Here is an 18348-nt window from a genome sequence, read left to right on the forward strand (position 1 = left end):
CCCAGATGGCCGTAGAACTGGCCAAGGTGTCGCTCTGGATAGTCCTTGAGCCGGGCAAGCCACTCACCTTCCTCGACGTGCACGTCAGACTCGGCAACGCGCTCATCGGTGCCACGCCGGCGTTGCTGCGGCGTGGCCCTTCAGCCTCACTCCACAGGAGATCAACCTCCTCAACCCGATCAAGCGGCAGCGCGAGCAACTCCAGGCCGGGCAAGCCGCCGTCGATGGCGTCAGCTGCCTGACCGAGCATCTCCGCGATGAGCCAGGGCGCCGACGCCGAGCTGACGGCTTCGTCGCCGATCCGCTTGGTCACGACGGCCTGATCGGCCCGGTACGCCTCCGTCAGCGCGGCATCGGGTGTGAACAGGTGGCGTGGCACGAACCGTAGCGCCGCCTCCACCTCGGGCCGCATCTCCAGCCCCTTCCGCATGATCAGCGACGAGCTGATCGACCATCGCGGCACGAAGGTCCTCGCCCCTCGTCGTGTCGACACTCATTCAGGCTTTCCCTTTTCATTAGGGCCTCCTGACCGGATAGCCCGTCGTTTCGCTCTGCTCGGCTCAACAGAGCGTCAAGCCGCTGGACTCGCCAGGACGCATGGAGTGTGAAGTCGATGTGGTGCCGTGGCAGGCTGGAGGTCACACCCGATGTGGATCACGATCACGGCGACGAAACGGCGTCCTGGTCCAGCCACCTCCCGCGCTAGTCAAGGACAGGAGCGGACCCGACGAGTGAGAAGCGCCCCGTCTCCACACTGAGCTCTCGACGCGGCCGAGTGAATGCCGAGCATGCGGACGAAGCCGTTGTCCGCATCTGCGCCGCCGATCAGCTTCTCCCGTAGCTGCGGATCTCAGTGTTCTTGCTTGCGTCGCAGTGAACACTGAGTGACCCTATGTGGGCGATATCCACGCTGCTCATCGCCCCAGTGGCGCGAACAGGCCGAGAAGGCGGTGCTATGGGTCAGGCCCCACGGACGCTCCAGCCGTATCTGTCCGAGCGCCACTTCTTCGGCGCCGAGTTGCGTCGGCTGCGTGAGCGGGCCTGCCTCTCGCAGGCGCGACTCGGCGTGGCGATCCGGTTCAGCGCCGACATGGTGCGTCGGGTCGAGACAGCGGATCGCTTTCCATCCCGGGAATTCGTCGAAGCCTGCGACAGCGCCTTGGCGGCCGGCGGGGCCTTGACCCGTCTGTGGCCGCTTCTCGAGGCAAGTCGCGCCGACGAGGGTAAGCGGACATCTTCCACGAGCGGTCCTACTAACGCTGGGGCAGCGCTGCCTACCCATTTGGCGAACACGCCCGGGGTAGCAGACATGGTGGCTCGTGTTCCCTTCCAGCCAGGCGTTCTCGATCGCGCAGCGCTGGATTGGCTGAACGCCTCAGCGGGACCCTGTCTGTCCGTGGCCGGACGAGCTGGTTCGGCTGATCAGGTCTGTGAAGAGGATCTTCATTCCGCTGAGACCGCTCTGGCGGTGTTCCGGGAGTTGGATCACACCCACGGTGCCGGACAAGTCCATACCCAGGTGCAGAGGTACGTCGAACGCGAACTGAATCGGCTACTTGCCAGCCCTCCCGCCTCGGCGGCGATCGGTCGGCACCTCTACACCCTGGCGGCAGGATTCTTCGAACTGTGCGGATACCAGGCGGTCGACACGGGCGCTCACGGTCTCGCGCAGCGCCGCTACCTACGCGCTCTACGGCTGACACAGGCCGGCGGTGACCGCCTCTTCGGCGGCTATCTGCTCGCCGTGAACATTGGCCACCTGGCGCTGCACTGTGGTCACCCTGAGCCAGCGCTGCGGATGGCCCTCGCGGCGGTCCAGGGAAGCGAAGCCCAGGCGACGCCCGCCGTCACAGCCGCCCTGCACGCCGTCGTCGCGCGAACACACGCTCGCCTTGGACGCGAGGGCGCCTGCCTGGCTCACGTCGATATCGCGGAGAGGCAACTGGCACGCAGCAAGCCCGAGGACGAGCCGGCCTGGATTCGGTACTTCACCCCTGCGTACCTTGCGGACGAAATCGCCCACTGCTTCCACGACCTGGGCCGACCGCAGCAAACCCAACGGCACTTGGTCGATGCCCTCACCGAGCTGAGCCCCACACACGTCCGTCGGCTCGCCATCGACACCGCTCTCCTGGCCTCGTCGCTAACCGCGGCCGGTAAGATCGACGAAGCGTGCGCCGCCGCCCGGGCGGCGGTGGATCACGCCGCCCGGATCACCTCGCACCGCTGCTTGCAGCGCATCGTTGAGGTACAAGCCGACCTCGAGCCCTACCGGTGCGAACCGGAGGTTCGCGGACTCAGCGATTACGTGCGCGAGCAGCTACCGCTGGCCGCCTTGTGATCCCCGCTGCCGACCACGGCAGCCGCCGTCACCGAGCGGTAGTGAGCCAGTTCTGCCTCCAACGCCGCACCCGCCCGGCTGGACGTCGCCACGTAATGGCCAACCTCGGAAAGTAGCAACAACTCGTGCCTTACACCGAGAGCCGCCAGCTCGTCGGCAAGCTCCCGCACATCCTCGACCACGGCCACCTCGTCCGCCGTGCCGTGAATGAATAGAACAGGGCGCCGAACGGTGGCGGCACGGACCCGGCCCGCGCCACCGCGCAGCCGCGTAGCGTGTGCCCGCTGGAACCGGGGCACGGTTTCCGCCCACCGGTCCGGATCGACGATCGCAGACACTGCGGTGGCCGCAGCGAACGGACCATCCTTGGACACTGCATGCAGCGCCGTGTATCCCCCCGCACTGGCACCACGGATGAAGACCTGGCCCGGGACCGCTCGCCCCACCCCCAGCAGGTAGTTCGCTACAGCCGCGCAGTCATCCACGTCCTCCAAGCCCCACCTGCCGTACAGCGACTCCCGGAAGCTGCGGCCATACCCCGTGCTGCCCAGATAATCGACGTCGACCACGGCGAAGCCGCGGCTGGTAAAGAACTGCGCCTGCCAGTCCAGACGCAGCAGGCAGGAGGCGGTGGGTCCAGGATGCGCGCGAATGATCAGCGGGGCACACCAGTCCGCCGCCGAACCCGTCGGGGGGTACACCAGGGCAACCACCTCACGGCCACCGGGTACACCAATCCGCAGTTCCGTCGGCGTGGACACCTGCGCCGCAGAAAGTTCCCCGTGCTCCGACCTGGCGACTACCTCCAACCGGGGATGGCCATCGGCAAGGTGCACCACCGCAACCTGCGGAGCCGCAGTTGGTGACGACCCGATCAGCGACACTGTCATGCCTTGCGCCGCCAGGTAGGGCTTGATCGAGGTGTACGGAACGTTGACGGGGCGAACGGCACCGTCGGGCTCGACAACGACGAGGCGGTGCCGCGGCCCCTCCTGCACCACCATGGCGATCCGGCCATCGGCAAGGAAGTCGTACGATACGTAACCCAATTCCCACGGCTCCGCGGCACACTCACCCGCGATTGGCCCCACCGCGTCGATCGCGTCGCCGTTCCACCGATACAGGTTCCACCAGCCGCTGCGGTCAGACATGAAGTACAGCGCCCCGTCCGGCCCCCAACGCGGCTCCAGCGCCGACTCATTAGAGCCACCGGCGACCTTCCTCGGACTTCCGATGTCCCCGCCGGGCAAGTACGGAGCCACCCACACCTCACAGGCGTCCCAGGGCATGTCGCGCTCGCTCCATGCAACCCAGGCCAACAATCCGGGGCCCTGTCTAGGTGCACCAAGGAAGCTGGTTGATGCGACGAGCGCCCGAACCTGTGTACGGCCCGCCAGCGAAACCCCGACGATCTCGTCGCCCTGCTCTGATTCGCGCACCGCCAACAACTCGCCATCACCGACGGTAAGGTCCCCGAAGCGCCCCTGGGTAATCGGCTCGAGCTGATCGCTGCTGCGACGGCTCCGGTACAGGCCCGCTTCGCCGATACACCACAGAGTGTCTTCGACGACAGCAAAAGTTCCGCCCCCGTACGCGTGGACGCTGCTGGTGACGTCGAAACGCTCACGACTGATGCTCCGGATGCCCTCGCCGGGCCGCCACCTTGTCACGGCTCCGCGCCCGCCAGCTTCGGGCCGAGTCTCCAGCCAATACAAAGCGCCGTCGCCGGCACGAAGCTGGTCGAAGCTGGTAGAGGCACGGACGGCGTCTTCCACCGACAAGGCGGCGAAGTCTTCGGCCAAGCTCACGGGCTCCTCTCCATCAACGTCAGACTGCGCTCCAAGGGGCGGCCCCGTCCATGGGTCTGAGGCGCCGACAACGCGCCGCGCACGTTGCGTGTCATCGTGCAGGCATCCACGCTCCTTAGGCACGTCCGACTCTACGCCCGAAGCTCGCCCCGGCCGCTGGACATCCCCACCCGCGCCCCGCTGCGTCATGTTGTCGGCGAATGCCTATGCGGACAGCAATCTTGTCCGCATTTCCGGTGTCGACCAGGTCGCCTATCCACGCGACGCTAATGCCGAGCGCCATTCATCAGTAAGGCATTGACAACTGCCATTGCCGCAAGAGAAGTGCTAACTCATTGGATGGGCAAGATGCATTTGCAGGCTACCTGGCGCCTTGCGGCGACCGACAGGAGTTGGCGCGCCCGCGCCGGTTCCGAGATCTGCTGGCTGACGGGCTGGCGAAGACGGTCCCATCGCGCCGAGGAATCGTCGGCAGCTTGTGTGCCGGGTCCCGGACCACCTTGCTGCCCCGACCAAGCCGCCTACGTACGCGAGCTTCGCGACAACCAGATCAACTCGTCGCTGCTGACGCTCGTCGAGCAGGCCGCGCCCTCGGCCGCCCGGATGAGTTTCTGCGGGAGTAGTCCCGCGCATGAGCCGGGTGCAGGGCCAACGCGGTCCCCCAGGGGAGGCCCTGCACCCACCGGACCGGGGTGCGCGGTCGGAGCCGGCAAGGACCAGGCCGCGCACCCCCGCAAAAAGAGGTGGTGGCAGTGCGACGTATCAAGTGGTTCACGCCGGCAGACGACGGGCAATTTGCGCCGTTCGGCATCGACCGCGGGGGCGCGGCCACGCTCTACGGCAACCGGAGCGGCGGGCACCTCGTCGGCGCCAACGGCCAGAGCGAGTCGGCCGCCGAGGAGTTGGCCGAGGCGAACCGCGCCTTCTGGGCGGCCCTCGATCGAACTTCCGAGCCCACCCGGCGGTCGCTGCGCTGGCGCCTGCGAGGGCGATGTCGTCCCCGCACTGCCTCGTGACGGTCATGGAGGAGAGCGACCGCGCCGTCGACCGATTCGACTCGGCCCGCCGCACAGCGCAACAGCACGCTAACGGCGGCACCTGCTTCAACTGCACCGACAGCAAGATCTGCACCCAATACACATGGGCCCTTGAGGAGCTCTCCCGGCATCCCGGTGGGCTCGATGTCCTGAAGAAACTCAAGATCGCCGTTCCCGTAGAAGCTCCGACCGAGGAAGGCCAGCAGCGGTGATCCCAACACCTCCTGGCGCAGAAGATCACCGACCGGTAGTGCACCCGCACCTCGAGCCCACACCCGCGAGACACCGGCAGGCGCGGGGGAGTGGCCCGGACCGGCCGGCGCTGCTTGCTGACGAGTTCTTTCTGATCGCTCACGACGACCAGACCGGCCGGCCGCGCCTGCATCAGAGCGCGATCAGTCACGGGTTGGCTGCCGCGCTGCTCGGCGAGCTGGCCGCCGCGGGTCGGATCTCGTTCGACCGGGGGCACATCTACGTGCTCGACCACCGGACGCCGGCCGACCCGCTGCAACACCTCATCCTGGACCGGCTCGTCGGCGAACCTCAGCACACCGCCACCCGCACGTGGCTGTCGTACCTCGCCGCGACTGCCCACGAGGAGGTCGCGCGACGGTTGTGGCAGGCCGGCAAGGTCGAACCGCAGCAGCAGCGGAAGGTCCTCCGCACGGTCACGGTGCACGTTCCGACGGACATGAACGTCGCCGCCTGGTCGTGGGCCCGCCTGTCAACGAAGCTGCGCCAGTACGAGGAACTGGACGCGTTCGACCTCGCCTTGGCCGGCATCGCCGCGTCCTGCCGCCTGGACCAGTTCATCCTCGACGGCGCGCCCTACGCGGTCGGCGCGCACCTGCGGCGCCTGCTGGCGGCCGCCCCGCAGCCGATGCGTGAACTCCTCGCCGACCTGGACACGGCGATCGGTCACACCGTTCTGAGCCACCGCACCTGAGCGCGGCTGCGGCACACCACCCCACCGTTCACCCTTCAACCCCTGGAGAGGGGCAGCTTCCCCATGCCCAGACATGACCCTGACACCGTGTCCGCGGTGCTAACACGCGGCCGGCTCGGCATTCCCGCCGTGGTGTTCTTCGTCGTGGCGGCCGCCGCGCCGCTGACAGCCGTCGCCGGCGGCGCGACCACCGGCTACGCCGTCACCGGCGTACTCGGCATCCCACTCGCCTATCTGGTGGTCGCCGCGGTGCTGGCCCTGTTCGCCGTCGGCTACGTGGCCATGTCCCGCCGGATCGTCAACGCCGGAGCGTTCTACACCTACGTCACCCGAGGCCTCGGCAGGCCAGCCGGCGTCGCCGCCGCGATCGTCGCCCTGGTCGCCTACAACAGCATGCAGATCGGCCTGTACGGCGTCTTCGGCGCGGTCCTGTCCGGGCTCCTCAACGACCGGTTCGGGATGAACACCACCAGGTGGCTGTGCGCTGTCATCGCCTGCGCGGTGATCGCCGTGCTCGGCCTGCTGCGCATCGACCTCAACGGCAGAGTCCTCGCCGTACTACTCGTCGCCGAATGCGTCATCGCCCTGGTCTATGACGCGGTGATGGTCGCCCGACCCGTCAACGATCTCGGCGTCAGCTTCGACACCCTCGCCCCAGGCAACCTGATCGGGCCTGGCATCGGCGCCGCCCTCGTCACGGGCATCGCCGGGTTCGTCGGCTTCGAAGGCACCACGGTGTTCGCCGAGGAGACCAAGGACCCCAAACGCACGGTGCCGCGTGCCACGTACATCGCCGTGGCGGTCACCGCCCTGCTGTACGGGCTGTCGGCGTGGGCGATGTCCGTTGCCACCGGGCCCGACCAGATCGTGGCAGCCGCCCAGACCGAGGGCACCGACCTCATCTTCAACCTGGTGTCCCCGCACCTCACCTCGTCGCTGGTGACCCTCGGTCGGTGGCTGTTCATCACCTCCCTGTTCGCCGCCCTGCTGTCCTTCCACCACACGGTCGCCCGGTACGCCTTCGCGCTCGGCCGCGAACGGGTCCTCCCCAGCGTCCTCGGCCGCACCAGCCGGCGCACCGGCGCGCCGAAAGCCGGCTCCATCCTTCAGACCGCCCTCGCCGTGGCTGTGCTCACCGGGTACGTGCTCGCCGACGCCGACCCGATCGTGCACCTGTTCTTCTGGCTCACCTCCCTCGGCGCGCTCGGCGTGCTGATCCTCATGACGGCCACCTCGGTCGCCGTGCTCAGCTACTTCGCCCGGATCGCCCACCGCGACGGCATGTGGCGCACCGCCGTCGCGCCGTTCCTATCCGCACTGGCCCTCGGCGCGATCCTCGTCGTCACCGTCGAACAGTTCGACGCCCTACTTGGTGTCGAGCCGACCTCCCCGCTGCGGTGGGTGTTCCCCGCCAGCTACGCGGTCGCTGCGGCGACCGGGCTGGCGTGGGCGTTCACGCTGCGCGCCGCCCGGCCCGACGTCTACCAGACGATCGGCCTCGGCGCCGACAGCGCGACAGCGCCCCTGCGCACCCCCGATCCCGTCCGCCAGCCCGTCTGAGGAGGCCCAGCATGTTCAAAACCCGCATAGATCTCACCGTCCGGCAGGCCACCGCCGACGACGTACCGGCGCTGCTGCCCGTCCTGGCGCAGGCGTTCTCCACCGGAACAGTCGCCGAGTGGGCGGTCCCGGAGCCCGCCGACCGGCTGGACGTGTTCACCGGCTACTTCCAGTTCATGCTCACCCTCGGCCTGCGCCACGGCAGAGTCGACACCACCGACGACCTCACCGGGGCGGCGATCTGGTACCGGCGCGACGAAACACCCCCACCTCACCCCGACCACCTCTACGGGCTGGAGGAAGCCACCGGCCCGTACGCGCCGAAGTTCCTGCTGCTCGACGCGATGTTCGAGGCCCGCCACCCCCGCCTGCCGCACGCCTACCTCGCCTACATCGGCGTCAACCCGGCCCTGCAGAGCCGGGGCGTCGGGTCGGCGCTGCTCGCCCACGCGCACAAGGCGCTGGATGCCGAGAACCTGCCGGCGTACCTGGAGGCCAGCAACCCCCGCAACCGGAACCTGTACGCCCGACACGGCTACGACGCCGGACCACCGATGCAGCCCACATCGTCCGGGCCACCCTTCTGGCCGATGTGGCGGGGCCAGCTCAATGGGGGTGTCCGGTCGTCGTTCCTGCCGCCCAATCCGTACTACCGGCGGCCGCGGTGAACAGGGCCATGACCGCATCCGTACGCCGGGCGGGACCGGCCGACGTTGCCGCCGTCACCGCACTTCTGGTCGACGCGCTGTCCCGGGACCCGGTCGCTGAGTGGCTGCTGCCGGACGCCGACAATCGGGCGGATGTTTTGCACCGGCTCCTCGCCGTCGACATCGACCACGCCATCGAGAGAGGCCACGTTGACGTGGCGGGGGACTGGTCGGCGGTCGCGGTGTGGCGGCGCCACGACCTGGACGCGGACCGGTGGGCGCTCGGCGACTACCACCTGACCACGTTCGCGGGCCGGGCGGCTCCCCGCTTCAGTGAGCTGAACGCTGCCATACGCAGCTACCGTTCCGACGCGCCGCACCACTGGCTGTCCTGGCTAGCCGTGCAACCCGGCTACGCCTGGCCAGTCGCCGACGAACTGCTGCGCCAGCACCATCACGTGGTCGACCAGACCGGCCACCCGGTGTACGCCGTCGTCACCACCGAGGGCGCCCGAGATCTGCTCTGCCAGCACGGCTACCGGCCGGATCTGCCGCTGCACCTGGCCAGCGGGCCCAGGCTCTGGCCACTAACCTGCGCCGGCCGCCCAATCGGGAGCAGCTCCGGCTGAAGGTTCCCCCGGTGACGTCCGGCCGCCCTGCCTCCAGCGACCGGGACACCACGAGGGCCCGGAAGGTGTGACCGTGCAGGTTCGCAGGGGGTCCGGACCAGCCACCCGAGGTCACCCTTCCGGGCCTTCGGCGCTGGTGCGCCTCCGTCACGGGCAGCCGACGACCGTTGGGCCGTCACGCTCGTCCCGCTGGTAGTAGGTCGGCGAGTCCGGGCAGATCTGGTAGCCCAAACCGAGAGGCTGACCAGCGCGCCCGGGCAGATGTTTGCCGCAGCAGACCGCGTCCTTCACGTCGGGCGCGTCGTCCCGGGCTACGACCGTTCCGTATCGCCGCTCGTAGGCTCGTTCAGTCGTCCGGTCACGCCGCGGGACGCTCCCGTTCTCGGCCAGTTCCACGGTCCCGGCCCGCTCGGCGACGACTTCCTTGTAGGCGCCGCCGGAATCCAGGCGACCCGGTCGCGGTGCCGGTACGGCCAGCAGGACTTCGGCAGGGTCTTCCTCCAGCAGGTGGTCCAGGTGAGGGCGGACCTCGTAAGCCTTGAACTCCTCCGGTGCCCGATACACTCCGGGGAACGGACCCCGGAACACCCCGAGCCCGGCAAGACCCTGCTGCGGGGCTTCGCCGACCCCGCACGGCGACCGCCGCCGCGGCACGGGCGGCGGTCAGGGCCGCCGCAACGGCGGTGGGCCACAACTCGGGCAGCGCGTGATCTCGCCGGTCCGATACATGCTTGCCCCGGAGCCAAATAGTGGATTATGCAGGTGGTTGTCGCTGCCGGTCATTGATCGCGACCGATTGCTCGGGCCGATTGAGCGCGCCGTGCGACCCTAGGATTTGAGCTGTGTCGAACCCATCCAAGATCATATATTTACGAGGATTGCGGGGGTCATGAGCATAGGTTTCCATCATGTTGATCACGGCGGATGTGACCGCGTGGCAATGCTGAAGCACGAGTAGTTCGGCTGGCTCGCTGAAGAGGCGTACGATCTGGTCGCCATTCTTACCGAGCGCTTTGACGGTCATCGGCCGGGGAAAGCCTGGTCCTTTGAAGAGCCAGGCCGTGGAGACTTGCCGTCCATGGATGCGGAGACGCGAAGAGTATAGGTCGGATTTTTCGCCGCCCCAGTCTTTGGGAACATATGGCTCTCCGATAATGCTGGCGAATGCGTTCTTTACGGCTTCTTCTGATGTCGCTAGGAGTGCGTGCAGGTCGTTCTGGTTCGCGGGCCGGTGAAAGTCCGCCCCGGCGAACTGGTCAACCTCATCTGGGTATACGCGCCGTTTCGAGGCGATGCCGTATACGGCGAGTTCTTCGTCTTCGATGAGGGATCTGACTCCGGCGAAGGCGGGCCGAAGTTCGAGGTTGACGCCGTCCCAGGCCGTGACGGTGCCTATGATGTACGCCGGTCTTCGTCCGGACAGATTGCCAGCGGCTGACTGCACGACGAGCCTTGATGAGTTGAATGTGCCGCTGATAGTTACATTCTCGTCGGTGTTCAGTCTGGCATGGAAATCGACCGGTTTGTCGCCCGTGCGGTCCCGTTCCCTGGCGCGGCGGAAGTTGAAGGCTTGCTCGATTCCGACGACCTGGCCGACGTGGAGTGTCCGTTCATGCAGGACCTTCTGGAGTTCGCCGATTCCGAGCGCCGGTAGGGCCTCGGCGAGCGCTGCGGCCAGGGCGTGAGGCGTGGCCACTGGAAGGCTGATCGACCGAGATGTTCGCTCAAGTGCGAAGGCGGCCCGTTCGGTGCCGAGGAGGCCGATGAGTTGTTCTTGGTGGAGGAAGTACGGTTCGAGCGAAATCCTGACCACCTGGGGATCATACACGGCTAGTGGGCGGCGTCGATGAGGTCGAGTAGGTCGTCGACAGTCTGGGGCCGTGCGGAGGGGTCGTGGAGCGTGGTGTACTCGACGAGGGCCGTCCATGGCCCTGACGGCGGGATCAGCGCGATGTTTGCTTGGGGGGAACGGCCTGTCAGGATAGCGCCGATGATTTGGCCGATGCTGTAAATATCGGCAGGGGGTCCTACCTGATGCGCGTCAAGCGACAGCTCAGGGGCGGCGAAGCCGACAGTTCCGTAACCCGAGCCGGTTCTGGTGCGGCCCGGTTGAGTGGTCTCGCCACGCGGTCGACGGCCGAGGCCCCAGTCGGCAACCGTCCAACGATCGTGGAGCAGCAGGAGGTTTTCAGGCTTGAGATCACGATGTATCCAGCCCTGCTGGTGCGGCACCCGAAGGGCTTCGCAGACGGCGATCAGCATGCGACGCAACCGATCTGGCTGCATCAGCTGGTCGGCGTAGGTGCGAGCAGTGCCGCTCGCTAGAGGCATGACAAACCAATGACATGCAGGGTCGGCGTCCAGCACGGGCATGATGTGGGGATGCCCTCCGAAGAGGCGACCAGCCTCGATCTCGCGGCCCATCCGTGCCGTTGAGTCTTCGTCTCGAATCCGGACCCTTTTGAAGGCAACCCTCTGACCAGTTCCTTTGTGGGTGGCGCCAGCGACAGTCGCCTGGCCGCCTCGCTCGATCACCTCCTGGTCTACCGCGTAGTCCTTGACCCGGCCTCGGCTGAGCCGCTGCAGGACGAAGGAGGCAGCGGTTGTGTCGTTGCTGATCGAAAGACCTTCCGGAGCGGGCAGGAAGGGCCTGGGGCCGTTCACAATGCTCCGTGCCACGGTGACGGTGTGTTCGAGGAAGGTTGGATCCAAGGGATCTATAAGGATGCGGGCCAAGAGTTGCGTTTCGGGAAAAGCTTGCAGGCGGGAGCCGAGCTGCTTCGCCTGCGTGGCGAGGGCGGCACGCTGGTCTTCGGAACGCTGTGCCGTCTCGTCGGCGTGGGCTTGCACGGCATCACTCAGCCGCCATGCGACGAGAGCTCCATGGGTGGCTCCGGGCTCGTGTGGCGGCTCAACTTCGAAGACGACGATTCCGGCGGCGCACCATTTGTACATCAAGCCGAGGGTGTGCTCGCCGAACCGCTCGGTCAGCCGCTTTGCCTTCCCTGGGCTGTGATTTACAAGCCATCGAACAGACGCCTCGTCTATTGATCCGAGTTTTTCAAGCCATGACGATGCTCGCAGCGTGCTCGCTGCGCGCACCTCCAGGCGCAGGAGCTTGGCATCTTCCTCAGTGCCGTCTCGAACACGAAAGCGGTAGACGGGGTATGCGTCGAGGTCACTCGGCAAGCCCGGTACGTAGACGGCACCCGTAGCCACTTTGGTCACTTGTGTCGACGCTCGCCTTTGCTCCGGGCCGGACGGTCGACGACCCGCGTTCAGTTCTTGACCTTTCACGAAGCCCTTCCTATCGGCCATGCCGGTCGTCACGCCCAGATCGGCAACACGCAGTCCCCCTAGGATCCGTCGCTCGCCCACCAAGCAGCTGATCACACCCCGGGTAGATCTCCGTTACCCTTCGACAGTGTGACAGCACCGGACATGGATACATCCGGCGATGCCGCAGCGGCAAGGGTCTTCGCCCCGCTCCCGCGGTCGCTGTACTCGTTCCGCAGCGGCCAAGCCCAGCAGGTCGCCGGCGTGCTCGGGATCATGCTGAAGGAGGCTGGCGCGCTCGACTGTACAGACGAGGAGATAGCCGCCGCAGTCGATCTCTGCCGGACCCTCGCCGACTGCGATCCACATGGGACTGGCGTCCCCACCCGCAGGCTCTTTGAGCGACTTGAACCGCGCTACCCACGGCAGATGTTGGAGCGGCGGTTGGCTGCTTTGATGACGGCAGGGTCGGTTGAAAAGGACAAAGATGTCGTAAACGAACAGGACGTGCGGTTGACGTTGTCCGGGTCGCTGAGTCTCATCCTGGTTCCCTGGCTATCGACGATGTCGGGGCAGAAGGCACTGCTAGAGATGTTCAGCCGAGCTCAGGCGCGAGCGTCGTCCGCTGATGCCTCCATCGGCGACGTTCGAGCTGATCTCGCGGAGCTGCGCCGAGTGCTTTCCACGTTCGCGAACGAGCTGCGGCGAACCGTGGATCGTCGCAAGACGGCCTCGATCCTTGAGCTTGCGCAGGGGGCCGATGATCGCGTCTTGCGAACGCGAATCGGCCAGCTAAAGGACGCCGTTGTTCAGCGTTTCGCGGGTGAGTTGACGGATGATCTAGAACGGCTCACCGAGGCTGGCGATCGATACGTGGCTCAGCAGCTGCGTCTGCTCAAGTTGCTGAGCCAGGCCCGTGGCGTGCTGGGGCATTGGGTTCAGCGGGACGAGGTCCACGAGGTGATGCGTACGGCCGGTACGCAACGTCTGGCCGCGCTGTGGGACGGTATCGCGTTCGACGAGGCTCCTGTCTGGGTTGACCCCAACCAGGTACTGGCGGCTCTGCAAGACTTGACGTACGAGGCCGGCCCGGATCCAGTCCCGGAGCCAGCGGTCGCAGACGCTGTGGAGGCACCCGCACCCTCATTGCGAGACACGCTACGGGCACTCGCCGAGCGCTTGTTGGACGGCGCCGGAGAACGTGACGTTACCGAGGTGCTCCTCTCGCAACCGTGGCCCGAACCGGCAGTGCTACTCGCCCAGTTGAGCACGCTGGAGGGCCTCGACATTGGCTACAAACTCGCCCATCCCGGAACGCTCGCCGTCCGTCCCGATGGGGCGGCAGTCCGTTTGGTGTCCGGGCTCATCCTCCGTCGGGTCGCCGCCGGCGCTGTGACGCAGATCAGCGAGGGGGCCAGATGATGGAGCAGGCGCAAGAGGTGGCAGTTGCACTGGCGCGACTGCGCCAACACGGCTACCTGCCAGCTGCTGGCGTACATGTAGGCGACGTCGAGCGGACAGCCGAGCTGGCCGGCCGCCGGGTACATGTTATCGATGACGGTAATGGCGGGACTCTGCTGGTTCAGGGTTGGCGCGATGCGGAACCGGCGGCAAGTCCTCAACCTCCGCGGCTAGCTCGACGCGCCCTCACGCGCAAGGAGACGAGGACCCTCGTTGTCGTATACGCTCTGCTCAACGACCCTCGCACCAACCGCGCGGCAGTCGCGACGGCGCAGGTGCTGGCGACCGTTGAACTCCTGATGGTGCGCCCAGGCAATTCATGGGTCCTTCCTGCTCTGCAGGGGAGTCTGCCACGGGCCGGGTTGCTTGCCGTCACGGACGGTGGTTGGTGCGCCGGACCCATGATGCATGTGTGGGACGTGCCCACCCGGGACGTCATGACGCATGCCGCCCGCCGCCTCTGGCAACACCCTAACTGGCCGGAGATCCCTAATGCGTGACGAAACCCTGGACGAGGCTGCCGTGCAGGAGGCGGTACGCGCGCTAGAGGTGGCCGATTCGGTTCTGCGACCCCGCGAATGGCACGCATTGGATGACCAGCTTCTGCGCGAGCTAGTCATCCAGCGACTCAAAGGACTGGGTCGCCAGCTCATCGCGGTGACGCATGGCGAGGGCGGACCAGTGGAAGGCTACCTCAGCGGGTGGTCCGACGACGTGGTCCCGTACCTTGTCCAACAACGCAAGGACCTTGAGCCTCACGACCTCGCGGTGCTCGCACTGATCTACCTGCACACCGAAATGCTGGGGCGGATCCTGGGCGAGGATGTGCCGTCGGTCCTGCAACAGCTGGACGAGCACACCGGCGAAACCGGCCGAGATGTTGTGCGTGGTCAACGCCTCAGCGACAGCCTCGCTCGGCTTCGAGCACACCAGCTCATCAACCAGCGCAACCAACCGGGACCAGCCCTGCGCAGACTTAGCCCAGCTCAACGTCAACGCCTCGAAGACAACCTCGTCCTGCTCCTGAGACCGGACAGCATTTGGGCCCGAGACATACGCAGTGCACAGCAAACTAGCGACGGAGTTAAGGAGTCGCAGTGACCGTTCCGACACTACCGATCGACGTTGAGGACCTCGGTATCGTCGGGCCTCGACCACTGCGGGCCCTGCAACTCGTACGGATTGGCCGGCACACCAGCACCGCCATGCTAATCCCGCGAGACGGCATCTGGGTGGTCAGCGGACGGGGTCCCGAGACCGGCTCGAATGGCGCAGGGAAGACGGTGCTTCTCGGTGCAATGTCGCTTCACAACGGTGATCCCCAATGGCGCGGCGATAACGGCGTAGGCCCTAGCGCCGCGAGGCTTCTATTCGACCACAATCGCGCCCGCGTGGGCGACGTACGGTATGCCGACGCGCCGCACGGCTACATCGCCGGGGTGTACCTTCATCCGGATAGGCTCGATGACGCTGTCACCGTATGGATGCGCATAGAGCGGCACTCCAGCACTTACATTCAGGTGCGTTGGAGTCGAGGCATCCTTCTCGTTGAAGGCGACAGTGAAGAGGCAAGAGTCGCTCGGGCCAACCACGTCTGGAGCAACCTCCGAGAGAACGAGCCACTGACGGTCACAACCTACGCCGAGCGACTCTTCGGAAAAACACCGCGTTGCGTCGCCTATATTAGAGCTCGGGGAAGTGAAGAAAACCAGGACCGTGGTCTCCTTGCCTTGGGGCAGAGGCCGTTCCGGCCCAAGGATCTTGCGACGCAGGTCATCACGCTAGCTGGTAAACTCCAAGCGGTAGAGAACGAACGGAAGTTCCGCCAAGACCTCGACGCCAGCGAGTCACAGCTCGCGAGCAAGAAGGCGGATCATCAATTCCAGTATCAGCGAGAGGAACAAGAGTTACGTGACATCGGAGCCAGGAGAACCTCTCGTAAGCTCCTCCAAAATGCGGCCGAATCATGGCAGTTGTACCTCACGTTGGGCACGCTGGTGGCCAATAGTAACTCCGAGGATCTCGCACACAAGATCACCAAGCTCGAAAGCGATATCAATGACAAGAAGCAAGAAATCGCAAATGCGGAAGGCGAACTCTCAAATCTGCCGTCGCGCGAAGACCTTTTTCGAGAACTCGACAACGCGCGAAAAACTCATGGTGCGGCCGAGCGAGCCAAAGAAGACCTTCTAAAAGAGTCTGGCAGTATTGCAACCAAACTGACCGGCTGTGAAGAGAAAATCAGGAACCTGCGCAAAGCGGCGGCGCTCGCACCTGGACTCTCCGTGCCCGACGCCGAACTCAAGCTGGATGAGGCCCGCAGAGCGGGCCGAACGGCAGACCGACAAGCAGAGCGCGTACAAGAGTCTATCGAAAATGCCGGCCTGCGTTTCGAAGAGCTTCGCGCTGGTCGGGGCGGCCCCGCCGGGCCGGCGCTCAGTGCACTGGGCGCCGAACACATCGCCGCTGTGTCAGTGATCGACGTCGTAACTCTGGACGATGACGCCCGCGCACATTGGGAGGCCCGCCTGAGCCCGTACGCCAATGCGGTTGTCGTTGCGCGAGCAGATCACCAGCGTGCTCGAGCTGTCCTCGCCGACCACCCAGGTACGCCCCTCCTGGTGGTCGGCGACAAGGAGAATCTTGTTACCGCGAAGGCACAACCGGGCGAAGACGGCATCCTTACACGCTTCCTGCAAGAGCTTGAAAGACGGACGCGCGCCGACGGACCGGACTGGATCACCGACCCGGGCCTCGCACTCGAAATACCTGGCGGATACGACATCCCACTAACCGATCGTCAGGCGGCAGTCCAAGCCGTGGAGAAGGAACTCGCTGGGCTCAAGGCCGAACTAGAGGTTGCGGAGCAGGCACAAAGAGAGGCCGAAGAGCGCCTCACCACAGCTACTAATCAACTGACCGCCGCCAAGGCGACGGTTGAACTTGCGGTTGCAGAAGCCGAGCTGGACGCTCTCCAGAGCCGTGAGAGAGAGCTGGCGGGACTGGTCGATGAGGCAAAGGAACGTGAGTCGTCCGCCGCGGATGTAAGCCGGGACGCCGACGACAAATATAAGAACGTGGACAAAGAACGGCGGGAACTCGGCGCCAAGATCCGCCAGCTGAGATCGGACCAAACAGGCTGCCTGGGAGAGCTGCTCGAAAGGGTGGCGGTGGTGCGCGAGCAGGGCCGCATCCAAAAAGGCGTCGTGGACCGTTGGCGGCAAGCTGCTGAACTCGCCGACCTGCGCCGTGCAAGCCTCGATATCGCCAATGCGGCGATTACGCTGGACGACTCCACCCGTGATGCATACTTCCATGAAGCGCGCAGCGTTTTGCGGCAAGCGATCGAGGCGGTCCTTGGCAATACAAGCGACAGCTTGCGCGTCGCCGGCCCTAGCGCGGACTCTGTCCCGGCCGGCTCTGACGAGCTCCATGCGGGCTTGAACTCCCGACTGCATACCCTCCATAAGTGGTGTGATGACTCTCGGGCACTCACTGAGTCCGTCAGGCCATTTGACGGGGTCTCCAGACCCCTCCGCGCCTGGCTTGACTGGTACGGGGTCGAGGACGATGTCAGAGAGGAGCAGATCCTCGCTAACCGTAAGAAGAACGAACGCGAGATAGAAGCGGCCGAAACTCAGACCGCCGAGACTCGCCGGTGGATCAACAGTCTCCGTGACAATCAGATCGCAATCATCACGCAGTCATTCCGCGACATCGAATCCAAGCTCAACGAACTGTTGGCTGCCGTTCATCGGGATCCCGTTTCCTTGCGTCCAAGGTACTCGGATCTTAATGACACAAGCCAGCCACTGCGATGGGAACTTCATCCGCAATGGCTGCCGCCCGGCGCAAAGCCGGTCGAATACTCGAACCCGCCCAATACGGCCGAGTTGATTATCCTCCACACTCTTCTGGCCACCGCTTCGCTCGTCGCTGCGACAAGCCCTCAAGGCCGCATGCTAATTCTTGACGAGTCAGGCAATAACCTCGACGGCCCAAACTTAACTCGGGTGTCGGCGGTGCTTCAGCAGGTGGCGAAGAGATATGGATTGACCGTTGTTCTCGCCTGCCAGGATCTCTACACCGATCGCGTTGCCCGTCACGGTGCCGCGATGATCCAGCTGCTGCGTCCCTCGCCAAGAGACCCGCTGAACGCCCCTCCCGCTGTCAGCCACGGGGACGAAGAAGCCGCGGTACTGGAGGCCTTCCTGCCGTACCTCAACCTCGGGCGGCCCGAAGGAACAGCCACTAGCGTTGAGGGGTCCCCGTATTCGGGCACTCCTCGTCGCGGCGACGATGTGGCGGTGCGCTGAAGTTGGCTTCGGTGGAGCTGCTGCCCGGTAACCGAGATCGAGTGGACGGCAGTCCGCGCTGCCGCGGGTGAGACGATCGTCAACCCAGGGTTCGGAACGTGGAAGCGCAGCGCGCGACAGGTTCGAGGAGAGCATTGGTCGACCCACCATGTGTCGCGGGTTCGAACCCCGCCCGGGATCCCAGGTCGCGCGCCAGGCCGACGCCGTAGCTGCCAGTGCCCTCGATCCAGATCGACCGCAGGGGACCGTGTTCGCTCATCCAGACCAGCAGAGCCCGGTAGCCGGCCACCGTAGTGGGGAACTGGCGGTGGCCGAGCATCCGGCCGA

The 18348-nt window shown here is 65.8% G+C and carries 14 protein-coding genes and 1 pseudogene; 10 read left to right on the top strand and 5 right to left on the bottom strand.

Features of this window, described 5'->3' with window-relative positions:
• Window positions 1–187 precede the first annotated feature (187 nt).
• Window positions 188–497, bottom strand: a pseudogene (locus GA0070214_RS32905) (methyltransferase, FxLD system); the annotation flags it as partial.
• Window positions 498–955: 458 nt separating this feature from the next.
• On the opposite strand from GA0070214_RS32905, the gene GA0070214_RS10875 reads away from it, so the two are divergent.
• Window positions 956–2341 carry a helix-turn-helix domain-containing protein gene (locus tag GA0070214_RS10875; protein ID WP_091261842.1) on the top strand — a complete coding sequence of 462 codons (1386 nt, stop codon included), beginning with the start codon at window positions 956–958 and terminating at the stop codon, window positions 2339–2341.
• On the opposite strand, the gene GA0070214_RS32360 is transcribed toward GA0070214_RS10875, so the two are convergent.
• Window positions 2305–4149: a S9 family peptidase gene (locus GA0070214_RS32360; RefSeq protein ID WP_244167652.1), complete on the bottom strand. Its 1845-nt coding sequence runs from the start codon at window positions 4147–4149 to the stop codon at window positions 2305–2307. The two genes, GA0070214_RS10875 and GA0070214_RS32360, sit on opposite strands and share 37 nt — an antisense overlap.
• Before the next feature lie 752 nt (window positions 4150–4901).
• Between GA0070214_RS32360 and GA0070214_RS10885 the strand changes: the two genes are divergently transcribed.
• From GA0070214_RS10885 to GA0070214_RS10910, 6 genes are all read left to right on the top strand, one after another.
• Window positions 4902–5165, top strand: coding sequence for a hypothetical protein (locus GA0070214_RS10885; RefSeq protein ID WP_139141809.1), 264 nt, complete (start codon window positions 4902–4904; stop codon window positions 5163–5165).
• Window positions 5166–5170: 5 nt separating this feature from the next.
• On the top strand, window positions 5171–5398 hold the full coding sequence (locus GA0070214_RS10890; protein ID WP_244167653.1) for a hypothetical protein: 228 nt from the start codon (window positions 5171–5173) through the stop codon (window positions 5396–5398).
• Window positions 5399–5436: 38 nt separating this feature from the next.
• Window positions 5437–6132 (top strand): GOLPH3/VPS74 family protein, encoded by a 696-nt coding sequence (locus GA0070214_RS10895; RefSeq protein WP_244167654.1) that lies wholly within the window; start codon window positions 5437–5439, stop codon window positions 6130–6132.
• Window positions 6133–6195: 63 nt separating this feature from the next.
• On the top strand, window positions 6196–7692 hold the full coding sequence (locus tag GA0070214_RS10900) for an APC family permease (RefSeq protein WP_091261845.1): 1497 nt from the start codon (window positions 6196–6198) through the stop codon (window positions 7690–7692).
• Between the two features lie 11 nt (window positions 7693–7703).
• A complete protein-coding gene (locus GA0070214_RS10905) occupies window positions 7704–8360 on the top strand; it encodes a GNAT family N-acetyltransferase (RefSeq protein WP_091261846.1) in 657 nt (218 codons plus the stop codon).
• Between the two features lie 8 nt (window positions 8361–8368).
• The gene (locus GA0070214_RS10910; RefSeq protein WP_139141810.1) at window positions 8369–8968 is read left to right on the top strand and encodes a hypothetical protein; all 600 of its coding nucleotides are present in this window, start codon (window positions 8369–8371) and stop codon (window positions 8966–8968) included.
• Between the two features lie 147 nt (window positions 8969–9115).
• Here the strand turns inward: GA0070214_RS10910 and GA0070214_RS10915 are convergent, their stop codons facing one another.
• The 3 genes from GA0070214_RS10915 to GA0070214_RS10920 form a co-directional block, all read right to left on the bottom strand.
• Window positions 9116–9532: a hypothetical protein gene (locus GA0070214_RS10915; protein ID WP_139141811.1), complete on the bottom strand. Its 417-nt coding sequence runs from the start codon at window positions 9530–9532 to the stop codon at window positions 9116–9118.
• 190 nt (window positions 9533–9722) lie between these two features.
• Window positions 9723–10781 carry a hypothetical protein gene (locus GA0070214_RS31415; protein WP_139141812.1) on the bottom strand — a complete coding sequence of 353 codons (1059 nt, stop codon included), beginning with the start codon at window positions 10779–10781 and terminating at the stop codon, window positions 9723–9725.
• 17 nt (window positions 10782–10798) lie between these two features.
• On the bottom strand, window positions 10799–12298 hold the full coding sequence (locus GA0070214_RS10920; protein WP_139141813.1) for a serine/threonine-protein kinase: 1500 nt from the start codon (window positions 12296–12298) through the stop codon (window positions 10799–10801).
• Window positions 12299–12394: 96 nt separating this feature from the next.
• Between GA0070214_RS10920 and GA0070214_RS10925 the strand changes: the two genes are divergently transcribed.
• From GA0070214_RS10925 to GA0070214_RS31420, 3 genes are all read left to right on the top strand, one after another.
• A complete protein-coding gene (locus GA0070214_RS10925) occupies window positions 12395–13666 on the top strand; it encodes a hypothetical protein (RefSeq protein WP_244167655.1) in 1272 nt (423 codons plus the stop codon).
• A gap of 531 nt (window positions 13667–14197) precedes the next feature.
• Window positions 14198–14806 (top strand): hypothetical protein, encoded by a 609-nt coding sequence (locus GA0070214_RS10930; RefSeq protein ID WP_244167656.1) that lies wholly within the window; start codon window positions 14198–14200, stop codon window positions 14804–14806.
• Window positions 14807–15096: 290 nt separating this feature from the next.
• Window positions 15097–18021 carry a coiled-coil domain-containing protein gene (locus GA0070214_RS31420; protein WP_139141814.1) on the top strand — a complete coding sequence of 975 codons (2925 nt, stop codon included), beginning with the start codon at window positions 15097–15099 and terminating at the stop codon, window positions 18019–18021.
• Window positions 18022–18348 lie beyond the last annotated feature (327 nt).

This window comes from Micromonospora chaiyaphumensis (assembly GCF_900091435.1).
Taxonomy (GTDB): Bacteria; Actinomycetota; Actinomycetes; order Mycobacteriales; family Micromonosporaceae; genus Micromonospora; species Micromonospora chaiyaphumensis.